General features: G+C 65.9%; 26 protein-coding genes and 1 tRNA gene. 13 read left to right on the forward strand and 14 right to left on the reverse strand.

The features are described from left to right. Position 1: 1 nt before the first annotated feature. The 8 genes from AC3WLY_RS20455 to AC3WLY_RS20490 form a co-directional block, all read right to left on the reverse strand. Complete coding sequence (locus AC3WLY_RS20455) at positions 2–361, reverse strand: NADH-quinone oxidoreductase subunit A (RefSeq protein ID WP_006398798.1); 360 nt, start codon at positions 359–361, stop codon at positions 2–4. Positions 362–515: 154 nt separating this feature from the next. After that, positions 516–600: transfer RNA gene (locus tag AC3WLY_RS20460), tRNA-Leu, on the reverse strand. A gap of 111 nt (positions 601–711) precedes the next feature. Next, positions 712–1,089, reverse strand: a complete 378-nt coding sequence (gene secG / locus AC3WLY_RS20465; RefSeq protein WP_034184886.1) for a preprotein translocase subunit SecG — start codon at positions 1,087–1,089, stop codon at positions 712–714. A gap of 72 nt (positions 1,090–1,161) precedes the next feature. Next, a complete protein-coding gene (gene tpiA / locus AC3WLY_RS20470; RefSeq protein ID WP_492310013.1) occupies positions 1,162–1,917 on the reverse strand; it encodes a triose-phosphate isomerase in 756 nt (251 codons plus the stop codon). A 142-nt stretch (positions 1,918–2,059) separates the two neighbouring features. After that, positions 2,060–3,079, reverse strand: coding sequence for an NAD(P)H-quinone oxidoreductase (locus tag AC3WLY_RS20475; RefSeq protein WP_347065425.1), 1,020 nt, complete (start codon positions 3,077–3,079; stop codon positions 2,060–2,062). A gap of 148 nt (positions 3,080–3,227) precedes the next feature. Beyond that, a complete protein-coding gene (gene pnp, locus AC3WLY_RS20480) occupies positions 3,228–5,375 on the reverse strand; it encodes a polyribonucleotide nucleotidyltransferase (protein WP_492310012.1) in 2,148 nt (715 codons plus the stop codon). A gap of 300 nt (positions 5,376–5,675) precedes the next feature. Then, a complete protein-coding gene (gene rpsO, locus AC3WLY_RS20485) occupies positions 5,676–5,945 on the reverse strand; it encodes a 30S ribosomal protein S15 (RefSeq protein WP_006398792.1) in 270 nt (89 codons plus the stop codon). A gap of 106 nt (positions 5,946–6,051) precedes the next feature. Continuing rightward, entirely contained in the window at positions 6,052–7,311 is a 1,260-nt protein-coding gene (locus AC3WLY_RS20490; RefSeq protein ID WP_310138585.1) for a branched-chain amino acid ABC transporter substrate-binding protein, read from the reverse strand. A 169-nt stretch (positions 7,312–7,480) separates the two neighbouring features. Between AC3WLY_RS20490 and AC3WLY_RS20495 the strand changes: the two genes are divergently transcribed. From AC3WLY_RS20495 to AC3WLY_RS20505, 3 genes are all read left to right on the forward strand, one after another. Continuing rightward, positions 7,481–7,993 (forward strand): hypothetical protein, encoded by a 513-nt coding sequence (locus tag AC3WLY_RS20495; RefSeq protein ID WP_175962887.1) that lies wholly within the window; start codon positions 7,481–7,483, stop codon positions 7,991–7,993. 381 nt (positions 7,994–8,374) lie between these two features. Next, a complete protein-coding gene (locus tag AC3WLY_RS20500) occupies positions 8,375–9,016 on the forward strand; it encodes a carbonic anhydrase (protein WP_310138589.1) in 642 nt (213 codons plus the stop codon). A gap of 37 nt (positions 9,017–9,053) precedes the next feature. Beyond that, positions 9,054–10,604: a SulP family inorganic anion transporter gene (locus AC3WLY_RS20505; RefSeq protein WP_492310011.1), complete on the forward strand. Its 1,551-nt coding sequence runs from the start codon at positions 9,054–9,056 to the stop codon at positions 10,602–10,604. Between the two features lie 72 nt (positions 10,605–10,676). Here the strand turns inward: AC3WLY_RS20505 and AC3WLY_RS20510 are convergent, their stop codons facing one another. The 6 genes from AC3WLY_RS20510 to AC3WLY_RS20535 all read right to left on the reverse strand — a co-directional run bounded on the left by AC3WLY_RS20510 (position 10,677) and on the right by AC3WLY_RS20535 (position 17,688). Further along, on the reverse strand, positions 10,677–12,221 hold the full coding sequence (locus AC3WLY_RS20510) for a 2-isopropylmalate synthase (RefSeq protein WP_047898617.1): 1,545 nt from the start codon (positions 12,219–12,221) through the stop codon (positions 10,677–10,679). Between the two features lie 318 nt (positions 12,222–12,539). Continuing rightward, positions 12,540–13,412, reverse strand: a complete 873-nt coding sequence (gene pssA / locus AC3WLY_RS20515) for a CDP-diacylglycerol--serine O-phosphatidyltransferase (protein WP_072440710.1) — start codon at positions 13,410–13,412, stop codon at positions 12,540–12,542. 15 nt (positions 13,413–13,427) lie between these two features. After that, positions 13,428–14,072, reverse strand: a complete 645-nt coding sequence (locus AC3WLY_RS20520; RefSeq protein WP_034184876.1) for a phosphatidylserine decarboxylase — start codon at positions 14,070–14,072, stop codon at positions 13,428–13,430. A gap of 127 nt (positions 14,073–14,199) precedes the next feature. After that, complete coding sequence (gene ilvC, locus AC3WLY_RS20525) at positions 14,200–15,216, reverse strand: ketol-acid reductoisomerase (RefSeq protein ID WP_047898620.1); 1,017 nt, start codon at positions 15,214–15,216, stop codon at positions 14,200–14,202. A gap of 104 nt (positions 15,217–15,320) precedes the next feature. Beyond that, positions 15,321–15,812 carry an acetolactate synthase small subunit gene (ilvN, locus tag AC3WLY_RS20530; protein ID WP_006750445.1) on the reverse strand — a complete coding sequence of 164 codons (492 nt, stop codon included), beginning with the start codon at positions 15,810–15,812 and terminating at the stop codon, positions 15,321–15,323. Positions 15,813–15,924: 112 nt separating this feature from the next. Then, positions 15,925–17,688, reverse strand: coding sequence for an acetolactate synthase 3 catalytic subunit (locus tag AC3WLY_RS20535; protein WP_175962884.1), 1,764 nt, complete (start codon positions 17,686–17,688; stop codon positions 15,925–15,927). A gap of 355 nt (positions 17,689–18,043) precedes the next feature. Between AC3WLY_RS20535 and AC3WLY_RS20540 the strand changes: the two genes are divergently transcribed. The 10 genes from AC3WLY_RS20540 to AC3WLY_RS20585 all read left to right on the forward strand — a co-directional run bounded on the left by AC3WLY_RS20540 (position 18,044) and on the right by AC3WLY_RS20585 (position 25,432). Beyond that, entirely contained in the window at positions 18,044–18,607 is a 564-nt protein-coding gene (locus AC3WLY_RS20540) for an RNA polymerase sigma factor (protein WP_175962883.1), read from the forward strand. After that, positions 18,604–19,044, forward strand: coding sequence for a DUF3619 family protein (locus tag AC3WLY_RS20545; RefSeq protein WP_175962882.1), 441 nt, complete (start codon positions 18,604–18,606; stop codon positions 19,042–19,044). The genes AC3WLY_RS20540 and AC3WLY_RS20545 overlap by 4 nt, the downstream gene beginning before the upstream one ends. Positions 19,045–19,070: 26 nt before the next feature. After that, positions 19,071–19,832 (forward strand): DUF3106 domain-containing protein, encoded by a 762-nt coding sequence (locus AC3WLY_RS20550; RefSeq protein ID WP_175962881.1) that lies wholly within the window; start codon positions 19,071–19,073, stop codon positions 19,830–19,832. Positions 19,833–19,838: 6 nt separating this feature from the next. After that, on the forward strand, positions 19,839–20,345 hold the full coding sequence (locus AC3WLY_RS20555) for an RDD family protein (RefSeq protein ID WP_175962880.1): 507 nt from the start codon (positions 19,839–19,841) through the stop codon (positions 20,343–20,345). Between the two features lie 224 nt (positions 20,346–20,569). Next, entirely contained in the window at positions 20,570–21,508 is a 939-nt protein-coding gene (locus AC3WLY_RS20560; protein ID WP_175962879.1) for a UDP-2,3-diacylglucosamine diphosphatase, read from the forward strand. Positions 21,509–21,537: 29 nt separating this feature from the next. Continuing rightward, the gene (locus tag AC3WLY_RS20565) at positions 21,538–22,572 is read left to right on the forward strand and encodes a glycosyltransferase family 4 protein (RefSeq protein WP_310138616.1); all 1,035 of its coding nucleotides are present in this window, start codon (positions 21,538–21,540) and stop codon (positions 22,570–22,572) included. Then, the gene (locus AC3WLY_RS20570; protein ID WP_034184867.1) at positions 22,569–23,105 is read left to right on the forward strand and encodes a diacylglycerol kinase; all 537 of its coding nucleotides are present in this window, start codon (positions 22,569–22,571) and stop codon (positions 23,103–23,105) included. Before AC3WLY_RS20565 ends, AC3WLY_RS20570 begins: the two co-directional genes overlap by 4 nt. 206 nt (positions 23,106–23,311) lie before the next feature. Continuing rightward, positions 23,312–24,070 carry a TetR/AcrR family transcriptional regulator gene (locus tag AC3WLY_RS20575; RefSeq protein ID WP_492310010.1) on the forward strand — a complete coding sequence of 253 codons (759 nt, stop codon included), beginning with the start codon at positions 23,312–23,314 and terminating at the stop codon, positions 24,068–24,070. After that, positions 24,067–24,648, forward strand: a complete 582-nt coding sequence (locus AC3WLY_RS20580; protein ID WP_034184865.1) for an LOG family protein — start codon at positions 24,067–24,069, stop codon at positions 24,646–24,648. Before AC3WLY_RS20575 ends, AC3WLY_RS20580 begins: the two co-directional genes overlap by 4 nt. 22 nt (positions 24,649–24,670) lie before the next feature. After that, positions 24,671–25,432, forward strand: a complete 762-nt coding sequence (locus AC3WLY_RS20585) for an SDR family oxidoreductase (protein ID WP_492310009.1) — start codon at positions 24,671–24,673, stop codon at positions 25,430–25,432. Positions 25,433–25,522: the final 90 nt, after the last annotated feature.

Raw genomic sequence — 25,522 nt, forward strand, 5'->3', positions numbered from 1 at the left:
ATCACTCCCAGTCGAGCCCGCCTTTCTTCCAGATATAGGCAAAGCCCAGCAGGAATTCGAGCAGAAAAATCATCATTGCGATGAAACCCGGCCAGCCGATGTCCCGGAGCGCGACGCCCCACGGAAACAGGAATGCGGTTTCGAGATCGAAGATGATGAACAGGATGGCGACGAGGTAATACCGGACGTCGAATTTCATCCGGGCGTCTTCAAAGGCTTCGAAGCCGCACTCGTACGGTGCGTTCTTCTCGACGTCCGGCTTGTTGGGACCAAGGAGCTTGCCGATGCTGACCAGCGCTATACCTAAACCAGTGCCCACGAGGAGGAACAACAAGACGGGGTAATAGGCTGCGAGGTTCAAGGCAATCCTCTATCGGTTGGTTCTGAGCGTCCGGAGAATACCACTATCCGGCGGAAGGAATCATTTCGGAGTGCAGGCGATCGCAAGACAACCGCAAGCACACCCCAGAAATGAAAAATGCCAGCCACTGGAAGCGGCTGGCATTGAGTAACTTTGGTGCCGACGGCGAGACTCGAACTCGCACAGCTTTCGCCACTACCCCCTCAAGATAGCGTGTCTACCAATTTCACCACGTCGGCACTGCATGCAACTCGGGTCGTCCTGCTTGTTTCCCGCGAATCGCTTCAAGACTTAAATTCTAACCTGACTTCTAGAATTGTTCAACGCACAGACGCAAAAATTTTAACTTTTTATTTCGGAACATCCTGACCCGGCGCGCTTGCAGCCGAACCCGCGGCAGCGGATGCCGCAACAGCCGGCGCCGACGCTGCAGGCGCCGACGCCGGTGCGGTCGCAGCCGCGCCGAGCACGCCTGCCGACGGCGTCGACTTGTACGAACCAAGGTACGTCAGCGCGAGCGTCGCGATAAAAAAGATCGTCGCGAGAATGCCCGTCGTGCGCGACAGGAAGTTCGCCGAGCCCGTCGCACCGAACAGGCTGCCCGACGCGCCGCTGCCGAATGCAGCGCCCATGTCGGCACCCTTGCCGTGCTGCAGCAGCACGAGACCAATCACACCGAGTGCAGACAGCACCTGCACCACAATAATCAGCGTTTTGAATAACAGCATCACACCCACCCGATTGGATCGGGCGACCGGATCGACCGGCCGCCGTCATGGTTCAATTCGATCGCAGACCGCTCAACGCGCGGCCCGGCAGATCGCCAGGAAATCGTCCGCCTTCAGCGACGCGCCGCCGATCAGGCCGCCGTCGATGTCCGGCTGCGCGAACAGCTCTTCCGCGTTGTCCGGCTTCACGCTGCCGCCGTACAGCACGGACACGTCCGCCGCCCCCTTTGCCGCGAGACGCGCACGCAGGAACGCGTGCACGTCCTGTGCCTGCGCCGACGTCGCGCTCTTGCCCGTGCCGATCGCCCAGACCGGCTCGTACGCGACGACGATGCGCGCAGCCTCGTCGGCCGTCAGCACGGCCAGCACCGCGTCGAGCTGCGCACCGACGACCTGCTCGGTCGCGCCCGACTCGCGCTCGTCGAGCGTCTCGCCGACGCACACGACCGGCGTGAGACCGGCCGCGAGCGCGCGCTGCGTCTTCGCCGCGACCGTCTCGTTGCGCTCGCCGTGATACGCGCGACGCTCCGAATGGCCGACGATCGCATAGCGTGCGCCGAATTCCGCAACCATCGCGGCCGCCACTTCGCCGGTGAACGCGCCCTGCTCGTGCGCGGACACGTCCTGCGCGCCCCAGGCGACACGGCCGCCGTCGAGCTGCGCCTGAACCTGCGCGAGATAGGGGAACGGCACGCACACGCCGACCGACGTTTCGGCCGCCACCGCGCCCGCGCCCTGCACCACTTCGTTCAGCAACGCCTGGTTGCCGGCCAGCCGGCCGTGCATCTTCCAGTTGCCGATCACCCGCTTAGTTCTCTGTTTCGACATCGTGTATGTCTCGTCACCGCTTGTGTCATTAACGCGCCGGGAACCGGCCGTCAGGTTTGATCTGGCGAAGCAAACCCGCGATTTTACTGCGCACGGCTTGAACCGGTCAAACCGCGCATGTCAAGCCCGGCCGCACGGGCCGTCAGGCGTTCGTACCCCAATCGAGCACGATCTTGCCGGTGTGCTCGCTGCTTTCCATCAGCGCGTGCGCCTGCGCGGCGTCCGCGGCCGGCAGCACACGATAGATCACCGGCTTGATGCGGCCGTCTGCGATCAGCGGCCACACGCGCGCCTTCAGTTGCGCGGCGATGCGCGCCTTGAACTCGACCGGGCGCGGCCGCAGCGTGGAACCCGTGACCGTCAGCCGGCGCCGCAGGATCTCGCTCAGGTTGACGTCGGCCTTCGCGCCACCGAGCAGCGCGATCAGCACGAGACGGCCGCCGTCCGCGAGCGCGGACAGCTCGCGCGGCACGTACGAGCCCGCCACCATGTCGAGGATCACGTCGACGCCGCGATCGTGCGTCAGCGACTTCACGACCTCGACGAAGTCTTCGGTCTTGTAGTTGATTGCGCGCTCGGCGCCGAGCGCCTCGCACGCACGGCACTTGTCGGCGGTGCCGGCCGTCGCGAACACGCGAAAACCGAGCGCATGCGCGATCTGGATCGCCGTCACGCCGATGCCGCTCGAGCCGCCCTGCACGAGCAGCGTTTCCTGCTCGCCGCCCTCGCCCGCGCCGAGCTGCGCACGGTCGAACACGTTGCTCCATACGGTGAAGAACGTTTCAGGCAGCGACGCGGCCTCGATATCGGTGAGCCCGTCGGGCACCGGCAGGCATTGCGGCAGCGGTGCGACCGCATACTCGGCATAACCGCCACCCGCGAGCAGCGCACACACGCGATCGCCGAGCTTCAGGCCGAACGGGTTCAGCGCGGCATCGGACAGGTCGCCTCCGACGATCTCGCCCGCGACCTCGAGGCCCGGCAGATCCGACGCGCCCGGCGGCGGCGCATAGGCGCCCTTGCGCTGGAATACGTCGGGCCGGTTCACGCCGGAAGCCGCCACCTTGATCAGCACCTCGCCGCGCTTCGGTTCGGGGCGCGGACGCTCCGCGAGCTTCAGCACGTCGGGGGCGCCGAATTCGGTGATTTCGATGGCTTTCATGGTGACGGTGGCTCCAGGATCGGAATCGGATGGCGCGCCCGTGCGCGCGGCACGGGCGCGTCGCCGGCGCTGTTGCGCCGCACAACGATGCTACAGAAAAAACGGCCGGCGCGCTTTCGCACTGCCGGCCGTTGGTCCGCCTGCCCGCTTACTGCTGCGGCGGCGTGTCCGACTGCGACGCTGCCGCTGCTTCATTCAGCAGCGCCTTTGCCGACAGACGCACGCGACCCTTCTCGTCCGTCTGGATCACCTTGACCTTGACCGGCTGGCCTTCCTTCAGGTAGTCGTTGATGTCCTTCACACGCTCGTTGACGATTTCCGAGATGTGCAGGAGGCCGTCCTTGCCCGGCAGCAGGTTCACGATCGCGCCGAAATCGAGCAGCTTCAGCACCGTGCCTTCGTACACCTGGCCGACTTCGATCTCTGCCGTGATGTTCTCGATGCGCTTCTTCGCTTCGGCCATGCCGTCGCTGTTCGTGCTCGCGATCGTCACGACGCCGTCGTCCGAGATGTCGATGGTCGTGCCCGTTTCTTCCGTCAGCGCGCGGATCACCGAACCGCCCTTGCCGATCACGTCGCGGATCTTTTCCGGGTTGATCTTGATCGTGATCATGCGCGGCGCGAATTCCGACAGTTGCGTGTTCGCGCCCGAGACCGCCGACGTCATCTTGCCGAGGATGTGCATGCGGCCTTCCTTCGCCTGCGCAAGCGCGACCTGCATGATTTCCTTCGTGATGCCCTGGATCTTGATGTCCATCTGCAGCGCCGTCACGCCTTGCTCCGTGCCGGCCACCTTGAAGTCCATGTCGCCGAGGTGATCTTCGTCGCCGAGGATGTCGGTCAGCACCGCGAACTTGTTGCCTTCGAGGATCAGGCCCATCGCGATGCCCGCGACGTGCGCCTTCATCGGCACGCCGGCGTCCATCAGCGCGAGGCAGCCGCCGCACACCGATGCCATCGACGACGAACCGTTCGACTCGGTGATTTCCGACACGACGCGGATCGAGTAGCCGAATTCGTCGGCGCTCGGCAGGCACTTGACCAGCGCACGCTTCGCGAGGCGGCCGTGGCCGATTTCGCGGCGCTTCGGCGAGCCGACGCGGCCCGTTTCGCCGGTCGCGAACGGGGGCATGTTGTAGTGGAGCATGAAGCGCTCGCGGTACTCGCCTTCGAGCGCGTCGATGATCTGCTCGTCACCCTTCGTGCCGAGCGTCGCGACGACCAGCGCCTGCGTTTCGCCACGCGTGAACAGCGCCGAGCCGTGGGTGCGCGGCAGCACGCCGGTGCGGATCTCGATCGGGCGCACGGTGCGCGTGTCGCGGCCGTCGATGCGCGGCTCGCCGTTCAGGATCTGCGAACGGACGATCTTTGCCTCGATGTCGAACAGGACGTTGCCGACGGTGGCCTTGTCGGCAGCAACCGTGCCGGCCGCCAGCGCGTCTTCCTCGAGCTTCGCCGAAGTCGCCGAATAGACTTCCTTCAGCTTCGTCGAGCGAGCCTGCTTGTCGCGGAGCTGGTAAGCGGCGAGCAGGTCGTTCTGCGCCAGCTCGGTCACGCGCGCGATCAGCGCCTCGTTCTTCGGCGCCGGCTGCCAGTCCCACTCGGGCTTGCCGCCTTCGCGCACCAGTTCGTGGATCGCGTCGATCGCCACTTGCATCTGCTCGTGACCGAACACCACGGCGCCCAGCATCACTTCTTCCGACAGCTGGTCGGCTTCCGATTCGACCATCAGCACCGCGCGTTCCGTACCCGCGACGACGAGGTCGAGGCTCGACGCCTTGAGCTGGTCGCGCGTCGGGTTCAGCACGTAGGCGTTGTCGATGTACGCGACGCGCGCGGCACCGACCGGGCCGTTGAACGGCAGGCCCGACACGGCGAGCGCAGCCGATGCGCCGATCAGCGCGGGGATGTCCGCCGGGATTTCCGGGTTCACGGACAGCACGTGGATCACGACCTGGACTTCGTTGTAGAAGCCTTCCGGGAACAGCGGGCGCAGCGGACGGTCGATCAGGCGCGACGTCAGCGTCTCGTGCTCCGACGGACGGCCTTCGCGGCGGAAGAAGCCGCCCGGGATCTTGCCGGCCGAGTAGGTCTTTTCGAGGTAGTCGACGGTCAGCGGGAAGAAATCCTGACCCGGCTTCGCCGACTTCGCGCCGACGACGGTTGCCAGCACGACGGTGTCTTCGACGTCGACGATCACGGCGCCGCTTGCCTGGCGAGCGACTTCACCGGTTTCGAGGCGCACCTTGTGCTGGCCCCACTGGAATTCCTTCACGACCTTGTTGAACATGGACATGGTTGCTCCTTTGAATTCATGCATTTCATTCGCCGCGCCGGCCATCCCGCGCGGCGGCGTCCCGACCGAATCACCCGGAGCAAGGTGTGTTTTTTATGCCATTCCAGCGCGGCGCTCGGGCAGCGACGCGCTGGAATGACACAAATCCCGACCCCGGCATCAGCCGTTGCGGCAGCCCGGCACGAACGTGCCTGAACGTGCCTGACAGCCTGCGGTGCGTGTGACGCTCGCACCGCGCAAAAACAAAATGCCTGTATCAGCGGACTGACACAGGCATCTTGCTGGCGGCAATCGCCTCGATTACTTACGCAGACCCAGCTTCTCGATCAGTGCGCGGTAACGGTCGGCATCCTTGCCCTTGAGGTAGTCGAGCAGCTTGCGGCGGCGGCTAACCATGCGCAGCAGGCCGCGGCGGCTGTGGTGATCCTTCGCGTGGGTCTTGAAGTGACCCGTCAGTTCGACGATACGTGCGGTCAGCAGTGCGACCTGGACTTCGGGCGACCCCGTGTCGTTGGTACCGCGGGCGAACTGAGCAACGACTTCCGACTTCTTGATATCTGCAACAGACATGTGATTTCCTTTCTAACTGAACAGGCGGACACGGAAGAATGGCCGTGCCGTGACTTACAACCGGCGGGCATTGTAACACAACTCCACACCGTTCCCACCGCCCCTGTCACGGGCGCGTCATCGAACAGGCAGACGGCATTTCCGTGCGCTGCGCCGGTACCGCCAGCACCGTCCGGAAACCGTAGCCCGAACCCTCGTTGTCGAAGCGCACGCCCGGCGTGCCGGCCTTGTCCATCTCCATCACGTAAAGGGGCTGGATCAACTGGTGATCCTGCGCGCGCATCCGCGACGCGTGGAAGCCGTCGTCGAACGACAAGCCCTCGAGCGCACGCGCGGCCGCGACGGGGTCGGCCGACCCCGCGCGGTTCATCGCGGCGGCCAGCATCTCGATCATCACGCTCATTCGCCGTACCGGATAGTCGTCCTGCGCGGCCGGGAAACGGGCCCGGAACGCACGGTAGAACGCGTCGGATTTCGCGCCGCCCGCGTTCGGGTGCCAGTCCGCCACGGCGACGACCCGCCCGACGCCCGCATCGCCGAGCGCGGCCGGCGCGCCGAGGCTGTTGCCGTAGAACGTATAGAACTTCGCATTCAGCCCCTGCTCGCGCGCCGCCTTCACGAGCAACGTGAGGTCGTTGCCCCAGTTACCGGTCACGACGGCGTCCGCGCCGCTCGCGCGGATCTTCGCGATATACGGCGAGAAATCCTTGATCCGGCCGATCGGGTGGAATTCATCGCCGGCGATCGTCACGTCCGGGCGCCGCGCGGCCAGCGTCTGCCGCGCGAGCGCGCTGACGTCGCGGCCGAAACTGTAGTCCTGGTTCAGCAGATAGACCTTGCGCAGCGCGCGGTCGCGCGCCATCACGTCCGCGAGCGCGGCCATCCGCATCCCCGCGTGCGCGTCGAAGCGGAAATGCCAGAAACTGCAGCGCGCGTCGGTCAGCGCCGGATCGTCGGCCGAATAGTTGAGGAACAGCATCCGCTTGTCCGGGTCGCGTGCGTTCAGCTTGTCGAGCGCCGCGACGAGTGCGGCCGCGACGGCCGAACTGTTGCCCTGCGCGACGAAACCGATATGCCGGTCCGCGGCCGCGCGCAACTGCACGAGTGCCTCCTCCGGGCTGCCCTTGCTGTCGAGCACGACGAGCTCGAGCGGATGCGCGCCGTCGCGCAGCTTCACGCCGCCCGACGCGTTGACCTGCTCGACGCCGAAGCGCAGGTTGCGCTCGACCGCCGCGCCGGCGTTCGCGAACGGGCCCGACATCCCTTCGATCAGCGCGATCCGCACCGGCTCGCCGCCGGCAAACGCGGACGACACCAGCATCCACCCCGCGCTCAACGCGAGCGCGCACCGCTTCCACCCCTGCATCGGCTACCTGCCCTTCGATCTGCCCGAGAAGCGCGGATCATAGGCCGGCGCCCCTGCCGGCCGCAAGCGCGACAGCGCCGGCGATCCGTACCGATTTTTTCGACGCGATGTGCCGTCGCGCGCCGTCCGTGATAAAACGGAACCTGTTTCCGTATTCTGGAGAGTCCCCATGCGCATACGCATTCCCGCGCGCCTGCCGGTGCTGCTCGCCTGTGCCGCCGCGCTGCTGGCCGGTTGTGCGCAACCGTGGCAGCAATACCAGGCGGGCCAGGACGAGTCGGCGATCGTCGCGCGCATGGGTCCGCCGCGCGAGATCTACGACCTGCCCGGCGGCGGCAAGCGCCTGATGTGGCCGACCCAGCCGATGGGCGAGGTCACGATCGCGGCCGACGTCGACGCGTCCCACAAGATCGTCAACGTGCGCCAGGTGCTGCAGCCGAGCGAGTTCTATCGTGCGGAGATCGGCAAGTGGACGAAGACCGATGTCCTCGTCAATTTCGGGCGCCCCGTCGAGACGTCCTACTTCCCGCTGATGAAGCGCGAGGTGTGGACGTACCGGTATCTCGAGGACAACGTCTGGTACATGATGTACAGCTTCTACTTCGATCCGCAGGGCATCCTGCGCATCACGCAGAAAACGCCGGACCCGCTGCACGATCCCGATCGCCGCAACCTGTTCTGACCGATTACGCATTTGCGCGCAATTTTCACAATGGCCATTCACGAATTATTGCGCGAATGGCCACTCCTTTTTTCCGCCGTCCGATTAATTCAGGAAATACGACGGAAATCTTTTCCGATCGATGGCATTCCGATGGCAGCACGCTGAAATCCCCGTCATGCGGGCCTTCACGCGGAAACAGGCATGCGCAACGCATGTCATGCGTTGGGTTGGTGCACGCAATGCACTACACCAAACCAATTTGAAACAATTTGTTTCAATGCCCCCGGAGTGCTAGGGCATACCCCTAATATCAGTCGAAATTGAACCTTTCAGTTCAGAAAGAATCTTATTGCGCTATTTCGGCCGATATTTATTTGCCTTTGTCATAAAGGAGTCCTCATGAACCGCCCCAAGAGCATGCTGGTTGCCAACATTGCCTGGGCCCGCGAGACGCGCGAACACACGCCCGGTTTCTTCGACGCGCTCGCGCGCGGCCAGAATCCGCGCGTGCTGTGGATCGGCTGCGCCGACAGCCGCGTGCCGGCCGAAACCATCACGCATAGCGCGCCCGGCGAACTGTTCGTCCATCGCAACATCGCGAACCTGTTCCATCCCGACGACGACAATTCCGCCAGCGTGCTCGAGTATGCGGTGCGCGTACTGCAGGTCGACCACGTGATCGTATGCGGGCACTACGGGTGCGGGGGCGTGCGCGCGTCTCTGCTGCCGCCGCCGTCCGAGCTGCCGCACGTCGCGCGCCGCATCGCACCGCTCTGCGCGCTCGCGCGGCGCCATCGCGACACGCTCGACGGGCTCGACGACACGGCCGCCGCCGACCGCCTCGCCGAGCTGAACGTGCTCGAACAGGTACGGCTGCTGCGCGCGTCGCCGATCGTGCGCGGCCGGGAACGGCCGCCGCTCGTGCACGGCTGGATCTTTTCGCTCGCCGACGGCCGCCTGCAGGAACTCGATTCCGGCTACGCGACGCCGCCCGCCAATGTCGAGCCCGCGCAGGCCGCTACGGCCGCCGCGCTCGGCTGATTCCCCCGTCTCCTATGCCAACGAAATCGCCCCAATCATGAAACTGAACGAGCGCCTGTCCACCCTGCCGCGCGACGTCGTCGCCGGCATCGTCGTTTTCCTCGTCGCACTGCCGCTCTGTCTCGGCATCGCCAATGCATCCGGCGTCGAGCCGTTCGCCGGGCTCGTATCCGGCATCGTCGGCGGCATCGTCGTCGCACTGCTGAGCGGCTCGTCGTTGTCCGTCAGCGGGCCGGCCGCCGGCCTCGTCGTGATCGTCGTCGAAGGGATCGCGCAACTCGGCAGCTTCTCCGCATTCCTGCTCGCGGTGCTGCTGTCCGGCGTGCTGCAGTTCGGATTCGGCATGCTGCGCGCCGGCCGCTTCGCCGCCTACGTGCCGTCGCCCGTCATCAAGGGCATGCTCGCCGCAATCGGCCTGCTGCTGATCGTGAAGCAGATTCCGTTCGCGTTCGGCATCGGCGGCTCGGGCGCGCAATCGTTTGCGAACTGGCCGAGCCTGCCGGTCGCGTGGGCCGCCACGGCCATCGCGCTCGCATCGCTCGCACTGCTGGCCGCGTGGGACACGCCCGCGCTGCGCCGCTTCGCGCTGGTGCGTTCGGTGCCCGCACCGCTCGCGGTCGTCGTGCTGGGCATCGGCGCGACGCTCGTGCTGGGCCTCGTCGCGCCGTCGGTCGCGCCGGGCGCCGCCCATCGCGTGACGCTGCCCGAGCTCGGATCGTTCGCGGCTTTCGCGGCATCGCTCAAGCACGCGGAGCTTGGCCCGAACTTCGCGCAGCTCGTCAATCCTGACGTGTGGCGCGTCGCGATCACGCTCGCGGTCGTCGCGAGCCTCGAGACGCTGCTGAGCCTCGAAGCGGTCGAGCAGATCGACCCGAAGCGCCGGCCGACCCAGCCCGACCGCGAACTGAAGGCCCAGGGCGTCGGCAATCTCGTCGCGGGCGCGTTCGGCGGCCTGCCGATCACGTCGGTGATCGTGCGCAGTTCGGTCAACGTCAATGCAGGCGCGCAAAGCCGGATGTCGGCAATCGTCCACGGGATGCTGCTGCTCGCGAGCGTGTTCGCGCTCACCGGCCTGATCAACCTGATCCCGCTCGCGAGCCTCGCCGCGATCCTGATCCACACGGGCTTCAAGCTCGCGAAACCGGCGCTGTTCCGCTCGGTGATGAAGCAGGGGCCGGCCGCGTTCGTGCCGTTCGCCGCGACGATCGCCGGCGTGCTCGCGGTCGACCTGCTGTTCGGCATCGCGCTCGGCCTCGCATGCAGCGTGCTGGCGGTCGCCGCCGCGAACCTGAAGAGCCCCGTCACGCTCGCGCAACACGACGATCACTTCCTGCTGTCGTTCCGCAAGGACGTGTCGTTTCTCGGCAAGGTGCAGGTCAAGCACCACCTGCGGCACATTCCGGACCGGGCGGCGGTCATCATCGACGCGACGCGCGCCGACTACATCGATCACGACGTGCTCGAACTGCTCGACGCGTTCGTCGCCGATGCGCCGCGGCGCGGAATCGCGGTCGAGTTCCGCCGACGCAGCCCGGCGCCCCGCCCGGCCGCGCGCCGCTGGCTGTTCCGCGCACCGGCCGCCGAATAAGCGGCAGATGCAAAAACGCCCCGGCGGCGCAGGGCCGCACGGGGCGTTTCGGTGATGCGCAGCGCGCGGCGCTTACGAGCGCTGCGGGTTGAGCTTGTCGTCCTTCGAATGCAGCTTGTTCAGCGCGGAGATGTACGCCTTGGCGGACGCGGCAACGATGTCCGGATCGGTGCCGACGCCGTTGACGATCCGCCCGCTCTTCGACAGCCGGACGGTCACTTCGCCCTGCGCCTGCGTGCCGGTCGTGATTGCGTTCACCGAGTAAAGCAGCAGTTCGGAACCGCTGCCGACTTCGCCCTCGATCGCGTTGAACGTCGCATCGACCGGACCGTTGCCGCGCGCCTCGCCGGTCACTTCCTTGCCTTCGACCGCGAACACGATCTTCGCCTGCGGCTGCTCGCCCGTTTCCGAACGCTGCGACAGCGACACGAACTTGAAGTGTTCCTGCTCGTGCGCGAATGCCGATTCCTCGGACACGATCGCGATGATGTCCTCGTCGAAGATCTCGGCCTTGCGGTCGGCCAGATCCTTGAAGCGCATGAACGCGGCGTTCAGTTCCGCTTCGCTGTCGAGCGACACGCCGAGCTCCTGCAGGCGCTGCTTGAACGCGTTGCGCCCCGACAGCTTGCCGAGCACGATCTTGTTCGCGGACCAGCCCACGTCTTCCGCGCGCATGATCTCGTAGGTGTCGCGCGCCTTCAGCACGCCGTCCTGGTGGATGCCCGACGCGTGCGCGAACGCGTTCGCGCCGACCACCGCCTTGTTCGGCTGCACGACGAAACCGGTGATCTGCGACACGAGCTTCGACGTCGGCACGATCTGCGTGGTGTCGATGCCGACGTCGAGGCCGAAGTAATCCTTGCGCGTCTTCACGGCCATCACGATCTCTTCGAGCGACGTGTTGCCCGCGCGCTCGCCGAGACCGTTGATCGTGCACTCGACCTGACGCGCACCGCCGATCTTCACGCCCGCGAGCGAGTTCGCGACGGCCATCCCGAGGTCGTTATGGCAGTGCACCGAGAAGATCGCCTTGTCCGAGTTCGGAATGCGCTCGCGCAGCGTCTTCACGAGGTTGCCGTAGAGCTCCGGCACGCCGTAGCCGACCGTATCGGCGATGTTGATCGTCGTCGCGCCCTCGGCGATCACGGCTTCCAGCACGCGGCACAGGAAATCCAGGTCGGAGCGGCTGCCGTCTTCCGGCGAGAATTCGACGTTGTCGGTGAACTTGCGCGCGAAACGCACCGCGAGGCGTGCCTGCTCGAACACCTGGTCGGGCGTCATCCGCAGCTTCTTCTCCATGTGCAGCGGCGACGTCGCGATGAACGTGTGGATCCGGAAGCTGTTGGCCGGCTTCAGCGCGTCGGCCGCGCGCTGGATGTCCTTGTCGTTGGCCCGCGCCAACGAGCAGATCGTGCTGTCCTTCACGAGACCGGCGATCGTGTGGATCGCGTCGAAATCGCCGTTCGAGCTGGCCGCGAAGCCGGCCTCGATCACGTCGACCTTCATCCGCTCGAGATGCTTCGCGATGCGGATTTTCTCTTCCTTCGTCATCGACGCGCCGGGCGATTGCTCGCCGTCACGCAACGTCGTATCGAAAATGATCAGCTTGTCTGTCATGGGGGGCTCCAGGGCTTTTTATACGGAAGTCAAACGTAATGAGATCGCGCCACCGCTGGCGACGCTCAACAACAGACGAGGCTTGACGGAGGGCGAGAACGGTCAGCGCGGCAGGCGCGCCAACGCTAGCGCGCGTAGCGGCGCGCCGGCTAGAAGGAGGGAGAGGCGGGTAAATACAGTCATGCCGAAGACTATAGCGACATTCCGTTGGGCGCGCAATCGGACGGCACCCCGGCAGTCCGGCGGCCCCGCTCGAAAAAGGGGCAAATGAAAACGGCGGCCCCGAGGCCGCCGTTTCCGGGCAGATCGCGCATCGGGTCAATGATCGCGCTGCGACGAGCGCGCCGGATTCGCGCGCCCGCGGATCGCCATGTAGGCCCAGAACACGTAGCCGGACAACCCGTACAGCACGAACAGGCAGAACAGCATCAGCGGCGGGTCGGACGACACGAGCACGAACGCGACGACGACGAGCAGGATCGCCGCGAACGGCACGCGGTGCCGCACGTCAAGCGCCTTGCCGCTGTAGAACGGCGCGTTCGACACCATCGTCACGCCCGCATAGATCGTCAGCACGAACGCGACCCACGGCAGCCAGCCGAGCTTCATCGGCACGCGGTTGTCGGTCGCGAGCCATACGAAGCCCGCGATCAGCGCGGCGGCGGCCGGGCTCGGCAACCCCTGGAAGAAGCGTTTGTCGACGACGCCGATGTTCGTATTGAAGCGGGCGAGGCGCAACGCGGCGCCCGAACAGTAGACGAACGCGGCGAGCCAGCCCCAACGACCGAGATCCTTCAGCACCCACTCGTACATCACGAGCGCGGGTGCGACGCCGAACGACACCATGTCCGACAGGCTGTCGAACTGCTCGCCGAACGCGCTCTGCGTATGCGTCATGCGCGCGACGCGCCCGTCCATCCCGTCGAGCACCATCGCGACGAAAATCGCGATCGCGGCGATCTCGAAACGCACGTTCATCGCCTGCACGACCGCGAAGAAACCGCAGAACAGCGCGGCGGTCGTGAACGCGTTCGGCAGCAGGTAGATGCCGCGCGTCTTCAGGAACCGCTGGCGCGAAGCGCGGCGGCTCTCGATGGGCACCGGATCGGGCGCCATCCCCTTGTTGCGGCGGAACGGGCGTGGCGTCTGGCTGGTGCCGTTGCGCGGCCGGCGCGGTTTGAATGCGGCCATCGTGCGCCCCGCCGCTTACTGTTCGAGCTCGGCGAGGATCGTCGACGACGCGTAGACCTTCTCGCCGATCGACACCTTCGCGCGGCTGCCGATCGGCAGGTACACGTCGACGCGCGAACCGAAGCGGATGAAACCGTAGCGCTGGCCGCGCGACAGCGGTTCGCCGGCGCGCACGTAGCAGAGAATCCGGCGGGCGACGAGACCCGCGATCTGCACGGCGGTGACGGTCTTGCCGCTCGCCGTCTGGATCACGACCGCGTTACGCTCGTTCTCGGTCGACGCCTTGTCGATCGCCGCGTTCAGGAACGCACCCGGGAAATACTCGACCTTCGTGATCGCGCCATCGACCGGCGAACGCTGCGAATGGACGTTGAAGACATTCATGAACACGCTGATCTTCAGCGCTTCGCGGTTCGCGTACGGATCCTGCGAGGTCTCGACCGCGACGATGCGGCCGTCCGCCGGGCACAGCACCGCGTTCGGCTGCGCCGGGATCGGACGCTGCGGATCGCGGAAGAACTGGACGACGAAGGCGAGCAGCAGCCAGAACGGCCACGCGAAGCCGAAGCCCCCGACGGCGTGGATCAACAGCGCGATGACGGCAGCAATCGCGATGAACGGCCAGCCTTCGCGCGCGATGATCGGATGAGGATAGTTCATGGATTCGTTCTGTGTTCGGTGAATTGCAAAGCCCGTAGCATAACAAAAGCCGCCCGGGGCACTGCTGCCTTCGGACGGCTTTTTGATGCCGACCCTCCACTCGAAGGGCCGGAACAGCACGCGGTGCTTAGTTCTTCGTCTGGTCGACGAGCTTGTTCTTCGCGATCCACGGCATCATCGCGCGCAGCTTCGCGCCGACCTGCTCGATCTGGTGCTCGGCCGTCAGGCGGCGGCGCGATTGCAGCGTCGGAGCGCCTGCCTTGTTCTCGAGAATGAAGCTCTTCGCGTACTCGCCCGTCTGGATGTCGGTCAGGCACTGCTTCATCGCCTTCTTCGTCTCTTCCGTGACGACGCGCGGGCCCGTCACGTACTCGCCGTACTCGGCGTTGTTCGAGATCGAGTAGTTCATGTTCGCGATGCCGCCTTCGTAGATCAGGTCGACGATCAGCTTCAGTTCGTGCAGGCACTCGAAGTACGCCATTTCCGGCGCGTAGCCTGCTTCGACCAGCGTCTCGAAACCTGCCTTGATCAGCTCGACGGTACCGCCGCACAGCACGGCCTGCTCGCCGAACAGGTCGGTTTCGGTTTCTTCACGGAAGTTCGTCTCGATGATGCCTGCACGGCCGCCGCCGTTCGCTGCCGCGTACGACAGCGCGATGTCGCGTGCCGCGCCCGACTTGTTCTGCGCAACCGCGATCAGGTGCGGCACGCCGCCACCTTGCGAGTACGTGCCGCGCACGGTGTGGCCCGGTGCCTTCGGCGCGATCATGATCACGTCGAGGTCGGCGCGCGGGATCACCTGGCCGTAGTGGACGTTGAAGCCGTGTGCGAACGCCAGTGCCGCGCCCTGCTTGATGTTGGCATGCACTTCCTTCGCGTACACGTCGGCGATCTGCTCGTCCGGCAGCAGCATCATGACGACGTCCGCGCCCTTCACCGCTTCCGCGACTTCCTTGACCGACAGGCCGGCGTTTTCGGCCTTGCTCCACGACGCGCCGCCCTTGCGCAGGCCGACCGTCACGTTCACGCCGCTTTCCTTCAGGTTCAGCGCGTGTGCATGGCCTTGCGAGCCGTAGCCGATGATCGTGACTTGCTTGCCCTTGATGAGGGAGAGGTCGGCGTCTTTGTCGTAGAAAACGTTCATGATGGTTCCTTCGCTAATTCAAAAATTCAACAATTCGTTCGGATGGAGTACTGCGGGCCGGGACATGACGGCGCACCCGGCGTGCCTCTTCGGCATTTTCGGCATCAAACCTTCAGGATGCGCTCGCCGCGTCCGATGCCGGAGCTGCCGGTGCGCACGGTCTCGAGGATCGCGCTCGCGTCCAGCCCCTGGATGAATGCGTCGAGCTTGTCGCTCGCGCCCGTCAATTCGATCGTGTAGGTCTTTTCGGTCACGTCGATGATGCGGCCGCGGAAAATGTCCGACATCCGCTTCATTTCTTCGCGCTCCTTGCCCACTGCACGTACCTTGATCAGCATCAGCTCGCGTTCGATGTGTGCACCGTCGGTCAGGTCCACCACTTTCACCACCTCGATCAGGCGGTTCAGATGCTTCGTGATCTGTTCGATCACGTCGTCGGAGCCAATGGAAACGATGGTGAGCCGCGACAGCGATTGGTCTTCGGTCGGCGCCACCGTCAAGGTTTCGATGTTGTAGCCGCGTGCGGAAAACAGACCGACCACGCGCGACAGCGCGCCCGGTTCGTTCTCCAGCAGGACGGAAATGATGTGTCTCATGTTCGCTTCTTCCAGAATGTGTCCGTGTCGATTCACTCGCGCCGCGCGCCGCCGCGTGCCGCACCGCCCTTCGTGAAGGCGGCCGCATCGGGCTCAAGCGCGCGTCGCGCCGTTACAGATCTTCCGATCCGAGCAGCATCTCGGTGATGCCCTTGCCGGCCTGTACCATCGGCCAGACGTTTTCGGTCGGATCGGTCTGGAAGTCGAGAAACACGGTGCGATCCTTCAGGCGCAGCGCTTCCTTCAGCGCCGGCTCCACATCCGAGGTCTTTTCGATCCGCATGCCGACATGGCCGTACGCTTCGGCGAGCTTCACGAAATCGGGCAGCGCATCCATGTACGAATGCGAATAGCGCTTGCTGTATTCGATCTGCTGCCACTGGCGAACCATGCCGAGGTAGCGGTTGTTCAGCGAAATGATCTTCACGGGCGTGTCGTACTGCAGGCAGGTCGACAGTTCCTGGATGCACATCTGGATCGAGCCTTCGCCCGTGATGCACAACACGTCGTCGTCCGGGTGCGCCATCTTGACGCCCATCGCTGCCGGCAGGCCGAAGCCCATCGTGCCGAGGCCGCCGGAGTTGATCCAGCGACGCGGCTTGTTGAAGCGGTAGAACTGCGCGGCCCACATCTGGTGCTGGCCGACGTCCGAGCACACGAACGCATTGCCGTCCGTCAGCTCCCACGCCTTCTCGACCACGTACTGCGGCTTGATGATCTCGCTTTCGCGGTCGAACTTCAGGCAGTCCTTCGCGCGCCAGCCCTCGATGTCCTTCCACCATTGCGCGAGCGCCTCGGTGTCGGGGCCATGCTCGGCCGTCTGCAGTTGCTCGATCAGCTCCTTCAGCACTTCCTTCACGTCGCCGACGATCGGGATGTCGACCTTCACGCGCTTCGAGATCGACGACGGGTCGATGTCGATGTGGATGATCTTGCGCGGACGCGACGCGAAGTGCGCCGGGTCGCCGATCACGCGGTCGTCGAAGCGGGCACCGATCGCGATCAGCACGTCGCAGTGCTGCATCGCCATGTTCGCTTCGTAGGTGCCGTGCATGCCGAGCATGCCGAGGAATTTCTTGTCCGACGCGCGATAGCCGCCCAGGCCCATCAGCGTGTTCGTGACCGGGTAGCCGAGCAGGTCCGCGAACTGGTTCAGTTCGCGCGACGCGTCGGCGAGGATGATGCCGCCGCCCGTGTAGATATAGGGACGCTTCGCCGTCAGCAGCAGCGACACGGCCTTGCGGATCTGGCCCGAATGGCCTTTCGTGACGGGGTTGTACGAACGCAGCGACACGCTCTTGACCGGCTCGTACTGGCACGGCGTCTTCGAGATGTCCTTCGGGATGTCGATCAGCACCGGGCCCGGACGGCCGGTGCGGGCGATATAGAACGCCTTCTTGACGGTTTCCGCGAGCTCGCGCACGTCCTTCACGAGGAAGTTGTGCTTCACGCACGGACGCGTGATGCCGACCGTGTCGCACTCCTGGAATGCATCCTGGCCGATCGCGGCAGTCGGCACCTGGCCGCTGATCACGACCATCGGGATCGAATCCATGTACGCCGTCGCGATGCCGGTCACCGCGTTGGTGACGCCCGGGCCCGACGTCACGAGGCAGACGCCGACATTGCCGGTGGAACGCGCATACGCATCGGCTGCGTGCACGGCCGCCTGTTCATGGCGCACCAGCACGTGCTGAATCTTGTCCTGCTTGTAAAGCTCGTCGTAGATATAGAGAACCGAGCCGCCGGGGTAGCCCCAGATGAATTCGACGTTCTCGTCGGCCAGTGCCTTCATGAGCACGGTGGCGCCGATGGAGTCGCTATCGGGAGGGGAAAGGGGTTCCGACGTGGAGAATTCCGCGCTGGGCATGTTCATTTTGACCTTTCGAATTTTCGGCAAAAAATTGATCGGGTGCTCTCTGCCGGGCTTGTGGCTCGGGTTCAAGCGGCGCGTCCAGTTTGAAGGGCGGGCTTCTTGGGCCAGCCTCAAATGAGACCATCACTTCATGTTGCGAATCGCTGACGATAGCGGGTCGTGATTAGGTCGTCAAGCAAAATATCCCGCACCGCATCATGCGCGCCGCCCGGCACCCCACCGTCGCGGCTCGCGCGCAACGCGCGGCGCCCAACCCGGTGCCAACCAGAGCGAAAATTTGTTAGCATCCGCGGGTTTTACGAAATTTTTCGACCTTTTACACCACGCAGCGGTCCGCAGCGCATACCTTCACGGAATGGCATCAGACAAGGAACTCGCCGACTTTCTGGCGGGCGTCGAAAGGCGCGCGTTCAAGCAGGCTGCGTACGCGGTGCGTGACGACGATGCGTCGCTCGACATCGTGCAGGACGCGATGATCAAGCTGGCCGAAAAATACGGCGACCGGCCGGCGGCGGAGCTGCCGCTGCTTTTTCAGCGGATCCTGCAGAACGCGATCCACGACTGGTTCCGTCGGCAGAAGGTCCGCAACACCTGGGTCACGCTCTTCTCGTCGCTGAACAACACCGACGACGAAGACTTCGACCCGCTCGAAACGCTCGAATCCGCGAACGACAACGCGGGCGTCGAGAGCAGCGAGCACCGCCTCGAAAGAGAGCAGGTTCTGGCCCTGATCGACGAAGAAATCCAGAAACTTCCGGCGCGTCAACGGGAAGCGTTCCTGATGCGTTATTGGGAAGATATGGATGTCGCCGAGACTGCCGCCGCAATGGGGTGCTCCGAAGGCAGCGTCAAGACGCACTGCTCACGAGCCACCCACACCCTGGCGCAAGCGCTCAAGGCCAAAGGAATCACGCTATGAGCTCCGCTCCCGCAAACCGAGAACACGAATTCGCGCTGAAGGTGCGCCGCGCGCTGGACGAGCGCGCGGCCGCACTGCCTGCCGCGACCACCGATCGGCTGGCCGTCGCCCGCCGGGCTGCGCTCGCGCGCAAGAAGCCCGAGCCCGCGACCGCGCCGGTGTTCGTGCCGGCCTTCGCCGGCGCGGCCGGCGCCTACGGCCCGGCGCCCACGAGCCTCCCGCAGGCCGGCCGCCCGTACGCGTCGTTCGCGCGCCGCCTGCTGCGCGCGTGGCCGCTCGCACTGCTGCTCGCGGGGCTCATCGGCATCGCCTACTGGGAAGACATGCAGCGCACCGCCGAACTCGCCGACATCGACGCGGCGATGCTCAGCGACGACCTGCCGCTCAACGCGTATCTCGATCACGGGTTCAACGCGTATCTTTCGCACGCTCGCTAACAGACAATAACGAGGGGATCGCACGGGTGAGTCAGAAGCGCGGCCTGGCCGTATTTTTCGGATGCGTGATCGCGATCGCCGTTTCCTACGTCGCCACGTATTCGCGATTCCACCCGCCCCCCGCGACGACTACCGTCGCGGCCACCAGCCCTGCCGCGCCCGCATCGGCCGCGACCGGGCTGACCGCCGACCTCCCGCCGCTGCCACTGCCGCTGCCGGCCGCCACCGGTCCGCTGTCGTGGGCGCGCCTCACGCCGGCGCAGCACGCGGCACTCGCGCCGTTCGCCGACCAGTGGGACGGCTTCAGCGACGCCCGCAAGCGCAAATGGCTGAAGATCGCGTCACGTTTCGCGAAATTGACGCCCGATGATCAAAAGCGCCTGCAGGACCGGATGTCCGAATGGGCGCGGATGACGCCCGAGCAGCGCCGCGTCGCGCGCGAGAACTACCAGAGCGCGAAGGAGCTTTCCGCGCAGGCGCGCGAGCGCGCGTGGAAGGCCTACCAGCAACTCCCCGAGGAACAGAAGGAACGTCTCGCGGCCGCCGAGCGCCGCCGCCGGCCGAGCGTCGTCAGCGCGCCGCCGACCGTCGCCGACCGTGACGTTCGCCGCCTCGTCAATTCGCACGAGCACCCGGCAAGCGGTGCAGCCCCCGCACCGGCGCCCGCCTCGGCCAGCGCCTCCGTGCCGCCGGTGCCCGCGTCGTCGACGGCCGGCGCCGCGTCGGTGCCCGCTGCGGTGGCACCGGTGTCGCCCGCCGACGCACCTTCGCTGTTCAGGGGCTCCTGAGCGGCCGTGGCGAACGCCCGCGCACCCAAGACTCCGGCCGCCGCGCCGTCGGTGCGGCGGCGCCTCGCCGCGCTGCTCTACGAAGGCGTGCTGCTGTTCGGCGTCGTGTTCTTCGCGGGGCTCGCGTTCAGTCTCGCGACGCAGCAGCGCAACGGCCTCGTCCATCACAACCTGCTCGCCGCGTGGATCGCGCTCGTCGTCGGCGCGTATTTCGTCTGGTTCTGGACCCACGGCGGCCAGACGCTGCCGATGAAGACCTGGCGGCTGCGGCTCGAATCGTCGAGCGGCCGGCCGCTGAGCGCCGGCCATGCGCTCGTGCGCTATGCGCTCGGCTGGCTGTGGTTCCTGCCGCCGCTCGCGCTGCATCCGCTCCTCGGCCTGTCGGTGCCCGTCACGCTGGCGCTCACCGCCGCGTGGATCGTCGCGTGGGCCGGCGCCGCCCGGCTGCACGCCGGCCGCCAGTTTCCGCACGACCGGATCGCGCGCACGCGCGTCGTCGCCATGCCGCGCTGACGCGCCGCATTCGCCAGACGAAATCAGTTCGTCCAAGCCTTTCCCGCGTCGCCCGACGCGCCTGCCGGACAACCGCCGACCGTTCGGTGCGGCAGATTACACAACGCCTTTCATTCACTGCTAAACACCCTGCATAGGTCGTAATAAGAACGTCTCGTGACTGTCACGGCACAGTCACGCCCGCATGGCGGAATGCCGGTAATGTCAACCGGCGCGAGTCATGCATGGGCCAGAAACCGTCCGCGACCTCCCTGTTCCGTCACCCGCTCGGCGCTCGCGCCGCCACCGCTTTCCTGTCAGGCTCGGGCGCATCCGATGGCCTGGCGTCGCAAGAACCACCTGCCGTACACGCCACGCGGCACGACGACCCCGACCCGTCCGCGCATCGCTACCGCACCATCTGGCTGTCCGACATCCACCTCGGCTCGAGCGGATGCCAGGCGCCGTACCTGCTCGACTTCCTGCGTCACAACGATTCGGAATACCTGTACCTCGTCGGCGACATCATCGACGGCTGGCAGTTGAAGAAAGGCTGGTACTGGCCGCAGGCGCACAACGACGTCGTGCAGAAGATCCTGCGCAAGGCGCGCAAGGGCACGCAGGTCGTCTACATCCCCGGTAACCACGACGAAGGCGCGCGGCAGTTCTGCGACCTCGCGTTCGGCGATATCCAGGTGCGCGGCGAGGCGTTCCACACGACGCTCGCGGGCAAACGTTTGTGGATCGTGCACGGCGACCTGTTCGACGGCGTGATCCAGCACGCGAAATGGCTCGCGTATCTCGGCGACACGCTCTACACGCTGATCCTCGTGCTGAACCGCTGGTTCAACCGGATCCGCAGCCGGCTCGGCTTCCAGTACTGGTCGCTGTCGCAGTACCTGAAGCACCAGGTCAAGAACGCGGTCAACTTCATCTCGCAATTCGAGACCGTGATGACCGACGAGGCGCGCCGCCGCGGCTGCGACGGCGTCGTGTGCGGTCACATTCACAAGGCGGAGATCCGCGATATCGACGGCGTGCTGTACTGCAACGACGGCGACTGGGTCGAAAGCCTGTCCGCGCTCGTCGAAACGATGGAAGGCGAACTGAAGATCGTCTACTGGACGGTGATGCGCACCGCACCGTCGGAGACCACGTCGCGCAAGGCCAAGGCCACTGCCTGACACAACCCTACTTACAGGACAATGCCGCGATGAAGATCATGATCGTCACCGACGCGTGGGAACCGCAGGTCAACGGCGTCGTGCGCACGCTGAAGAGCACGTCGCGCGAACTCGCGGCGCTCGGCCACCGCGTCGAACTGCTGACGCCGCTGGAATTCCGCACGGTGCCCTGCCCGACCTACCCCGAGATTCGCCTGTCGATCCTGCCGTACCGCAAGCTGCGCGCACGGATCGACGCGTTCGCACCGGACGCGCTGCACATCGCGACCGAAGGCCCGCTCGGCCTCGCCGCGCGACGCTACGCGCGCTCGCGCAAACTGCCGTACACGACCGCGTATCACACGCGCTTTCCGGAATACGTGCAGGCGCGCTTCGGCATTCCGCTGGCCGCGACCTACCGCTTCCTGCACTGGTTCCACGGCCCGTCGCTTGCGGTGATGGCGCCGACGCCGGTCGTCAAGGAAGACCTCGAGAAGTTCGGCTTCACGAACGTCGTGCTGTGGACCCGCGGCGTCGATCTCGACATCTTCCGCCCGATGGAGTCGAAGGTGCTCAACACCGCGCGGCCGATCTTCCTGTACGTGGGCCGTGTCGCGATCGAAAAGAACGTCGAGGCGTTCCTGCGTCTCGACCTGCCCGGCTCGAAATGGGTCGCGGGCGAAGGCCCCGCGCTCGCCGAGCTGAAGTCGCGCTATCCGGAGGCGAACTATCTCGGCGTGCTGTCGCAGGCCGAACTCGCGAAGGTGTATGCTGCGGCCGACGTGTTCGTGTTCCCGAGTCGCACCGACACGTTCGGCCTCGTGCTGCTCGAGGCGCTCGCGTGCGGCACGCCGGTTGCCGCGTATCCCGTCACGGGCCCGATCGACGTGCTCAGCGGCGGCGACGCCGGTGCGATGCACGAGGACCTGCAGGAAGCCTGCCTCGAAGCGCTGAAGATCGAACGCACGACCGCGCGCGCGTGGGCGGAACGCTTCTCGTGGCGCGCGGCGTCCGAGCAGTTCGCATCGCATCTGAAGCCGCTGCCGAAAACCGCGTACTCGCCAGCCGAAGGTGCCGCCGTTTGAAACGAGACCTGAACGACAAGACCCCTCCCCCCGCCGCGACACAGCAACGGCATCGCCCGTTCGACGAGGAAGAGCCGCATGGCGACACGGATGCGCACGCGTCCGAGCCGCTCGGCCCCGACGATCAACTGACGCCGCTGCCGCCGAATCCGTACAAGCGCCACCGCGGCATCACGCGCGCATGGTACGCGCTCAAGCATTCGCTGAACGGCTTTCGTGTCGCGATCCGCGAGGAGAGCGCGTTTCGCCAGGAACTCACGCTCGCCGCGCTGATGCTCCCGATCGGCGCGTTCGCGCCGGTGCCGGCCGCATCGCGCGCGCTGCTGATCGCCTCGGTGCTGCTGGTGCTGATCGTCGAACTGCTGAACTCGAGCGTCGAGGCCGCGATCGACCGCATCTCGCTCGAACGCCATGAACTTTCCAAACGCGCGAAGGACCTCGGCAGCGCGGCCGTGACGGTCGCGCTGTTCGCGTGCGTGACGACCTGGGGCTTCGTGCTCGGCCCGGTCGTCGCGCACTGGCTCGGCTTCTAGCCGGCGGCCCGCCGCGCGCGTTGCGCATCGCCCGCGTGCGGCGCTGCACCATCCGTCGCACGGGGCCGCGATCACGAAATGCGCCCGATGTGGCGAAACCCCGGTTTATAATCGTCCGCCAGACATAGAACAGCAACCCGCGCCGGACGAATCCCGCAGCATCGATTGCAGCGCCCGCCAGTCCGGCACACACAGGGCCGGACGACATGGAAGCGAAACCTCCCCGCCGCACCCGCGAACGGATTCTCGAGTTGTCGTTGAAACTCTTCAACGAGATCGGCGAGCCGAACGTCACGACCACGACGATCGCCGAGGAAATGGAAATCAGTCCAGGCAACCTGTACTACCATTTCCGCAACAAGGACGACATCATCAACAGCATCTTCGCGCAGTTCGAGCAGCAGATCGAACGGCGGCTGCGCTTTCCCGAAGATCATCGTCCGACGATCGACGAAACCTGGTCGTACCTGCAGTACATGGCCGATTTCATGTGGACCTACCGGTTCCTGTATCGCGACCTCAACGACCTGCTCGCCCGCAACCGCACGCTCGAGACGCACTTCAAGCAGATCATCAGCCACAAGGTGCGCTTCGCGCGCGAGATGTGCGAGCTGCTCGTGTCCGACGCCGAGATGGTCGCGACGCCCGCCGAGATCGAAGTCATCGCCACCAACATGGCCGTCATTTCGACGTACTGGCTGTCGTATCAGTACGTGATGCATCCGCGCAAGTACAACGACCAGGACGCGATTCGCGAGGAACTGCACCAGGTCAGCATGCACGTGATCTCCGTGATGGCGCCGTACCTGCGCGGCCGTTCGCGCCAGCTGTTCGACGACCTGGTCTCCGGCAAGCTGCCGAAGCGCCAGTTCACCGACTACCTGCCGCCGCGCGACGGGTCGCCGCGCCCCCCCGGCGGGCCGGTCGCCGTTGGGCAGGCCCCCGCCAAGGATTCCAAGCAATGAAGGCAGTCTGCGTTTACTGCGGCTCGTCGTCCGGCGTGCGGCCCGTCTATGCCGACGCCGCGCGCGCATTCGGCCGCGCGCTCGTCGGTGCCGGCCTGACGCTCGTGTACGGCGGCGGCCGTGTCGGCCTGATGGGCGTGATCGCCGACGAAGTGATGGCGGCCGGCGGCCGTGCGGTCGGCGTGATTCCCGAACTGCTCGTCGACAAGGAAGTCGGCCATACGGGGCTGTCGGAACTGCACGTCGTGCCCGACATGCACCACCGCAAGAAAATGATGGCCGACCTCTCGGACGCGTTCGTCGCGATGCCCGGCGGCGCCGGCACGCTCGAGGAGCTCTTCGAGGTCTATACGTGGGCGCAGCTCGGCTATCACCGCAAGCCCGTCGCGCTCTACAACATCGATTCGTTCTACGATCCGCTGATCGCGCTGCTGCGTCATACGGTCGACGAGGGTTTCATGCGCCCGGCCTATTTCGACGCGCTGTGCGTCGATTCGGAACCGGTCGAACTGATCGAGCGGCTGCGCCGCTATCAACCGCCCGCCCGCGACAAGTGGGCGCCCGACGCAGCGAAGTAACCGTCCCAGGGAGCCGCACACGATGACCGCACCGTCCGGCCGCAAGGCCGTCCTCGTCACCGGCGCGAGCCGCGGCATCGGCCGCGCGACCGCCGTGCTCGCGGCCGAACACGGCTGGGACGTCGGCATCAACTACGCGCGCGACGCGGCGGCAGCCGAACGCACCGCGCAGGCCGTCCGCGATGCGGGCGGCCGTGCGTGCGTCATCGCGGGCGACGTCGCGAACGAAGCCGACGTCGTCGCGATGTTCGACACCGTCGCGGCCGCGTTCGGACGCCTCGACGCGCTCGTCAACAACGCGGGCATCGTTGCGCCGTCGATGCCGCTCGCCGACATGCCGGCCGACCGGTTGCGGCGGATGTTCGACACCAACGTGCTCGGCGCGTACCTGTGCGCGCGCGAAGCCGCGCGCCGGCTGTCCACCGACCGCGGCGGCCAGGGCGGCGCGATCGTCAACGTCTCGTCGATCGCCTCGCGGCTCGGCTCGCCGAACGAATACGTCGACTACGCGGGCTCGAAAGGCGCGGTCGATTCGCTGACGATCGGTCTTGCAAAGGAACTCGGCCCGCACGGCGTGCGCGTCAACGCGGTGCGCCCCGGCCTGATCGAGACCGAAATCCACGCGAGCGGCGGTCAGCCGGGCCGTGCTGCCCGCCTCGGCGCGCAGACGCCGCTCGGCCGCGCGGGCGAAGCGCACGAAATCGCCGAAGCGATCGTCTGGCTGCTCGGCGACGCGGCGTCCTACACGACGGGCGCCCTGCTCGACGTCGGCGGCGGCCGGTAACCGCACGCGCGGCACATCAAAACCGTCACCCGAAGCGACCTGTCGTCACGGCGCCACAAATCTCCACAATTTCGTGACGGCTTCAGTAAA

Source organism: Burkholderia sp. FW306-1C-G01B (assembly GCF_058781685.1).

Coding starts and splice junctions, on each gene's coding strand:
- secG (WP_034184886.1), bottom strand. CDS start 1,089: ATGCTGTTATTCAAAACGCTGATTATTGTGGTGCAGGTGCTGTCTGCA.
- AC3WLY_RS20490 (WP_310138585.1), bottom strand. CDS start 7,311: ATGCAGGGGTGGAAGCGGTGCGCGCTCGCGTTGAGCGCGGGGTGGATG.
- AC3WLY_RS20545 (WP_175962882.1), top strand. CDS start 18,604: ATGAGCTCCGCTCCCGCAAACCGAGAACACGAATTCGCGCTGAAGGTG.
- pssA (WP_072440710.1), bottom strand. CDS start 13,412: ATGGCCGCATTCAAACCGCGCCGGCCGCGCAACGGCACCAGCCAGACG.
- rpsO (WP_006398792.1), bottom strand. CDS start 5,945: ATGTCTGTTGCAGATATCAAGAAGTCGGAAGTCGTTGCTCAGTTCGCC.
- AC3WLY_RS20585 (WP_492310009.1), top strand. CDS start 24,671: ATGACCGCACCGTCCGGCCGCAAGGCCGTCCTCGTCACCGGCGCGAGC.
- tpiA (WP_492310013.1), bottom strand. CDS start 1,917: ATGTCGAAACAGAGAACTAAGCGGGTGATCGGCAACTGGAAGATGCAC.
- AC3WLY_RS20565 (WP_310138616.1), top strand. CDS start 21,538: ATGAAGATCATGATCGTCACCGACGCGTGGGAACCGCAGGTCAACGGC.
- AC3WLY_RS20535 (WP_175962884.1), bottom strand. CDS start 17,688: ATGAACATGCCCAGCGCGGAATTCTCCACGTCGGAACCCCTTTCCCCT.
- AC3WLY_RS20575 (WP_492310010.1), top strand. CDS start 23,312: ATGGAAGCGAAACCTCCCCGCCGCACCCGCGAACGGATTCTCGAGTTG.
- AC3WLY_RS20520 (WP_034184876.1), bottom strand. CDS start 14,072: ATGAACTATCCTCATCCGATCATCGCGCGCGAAGGCTGGCCGTTCATC.
- ilvC (WP_047898620.1), bottom strand. CDS start 15,216: ATGAACGTTTTCTACGACAAAGACGCCGACCTCTCCCTCATCAAGGGC.
- AC3WLY_RS20500 (WP_310138589.1), top strand. CDS start 8,375: ATGAACCGCCCCAAGAGCATGCTGGTTGCCAACATTGCCTGGGCCCGC.
- pnp (WP_492310012.1), bottom strand. CDS start 5,375: ATGTCCATGTTCAACAAGGTCGTGAAGGAATTCCAGTGGGGCCAGCAC.
- AC3WLY_RS20540 (WP_175962883.1), top strand. CDS start 18,044: ATGGCATCAGACAAGGAACTCGCCGACTTTCTGGCGGGCGTCGAAAGG.
- AC3WLY_RS20495 (WP_175962887.1), top strand. CDS start 7,481: ATGCGCATACGCATTCCCGCGCGCCTGCCGGTGCTGCTCGCCTGTGCC.
- ilvN (WP_006750445.1), bottom strand. CDS start 15,812: ATGAGACACATCATTTCCGTCCTGCTGGAGAACGAACCGGGCGCGCTG.
- AC3WLY_RS20580 (WP_034184865.1), top strand. CDS start 24,067: ATGAAGGCAGTCTGCGTTTACTGCGGCTCGTCGTCCGGCGTGCGGCCC.
- AC3WLY_RS20510 (WP_047898617.1), bottom strand. CDS start 12,221: ATGACAGACAAGCTGATCATTTTCGATACGACGTTGCGTGACGGCGAG.
- AC3WLY_RS20560 (WP_175962879.1), top strand. CDS start 20,570: ATGGGCCAGAAACCGTCCGCGACCTCCCTGTTCCGTCACCCGCTCGGC.
- AC3WLY_RS20475 (WP_347065425.1), bottom strand. CDS start 3,079: ATGAAAGCCATCGAAATCACCGAATTCGGCGCCCCCGACGTGCTGAAG.
- AC3WLY_RS20505 (WP_492310011.1), top strand. CDS start 9,054: ATGAAACTGAACGAGCGCCTGTCCACCCTGCCGCGCGACGTCGTCGCC.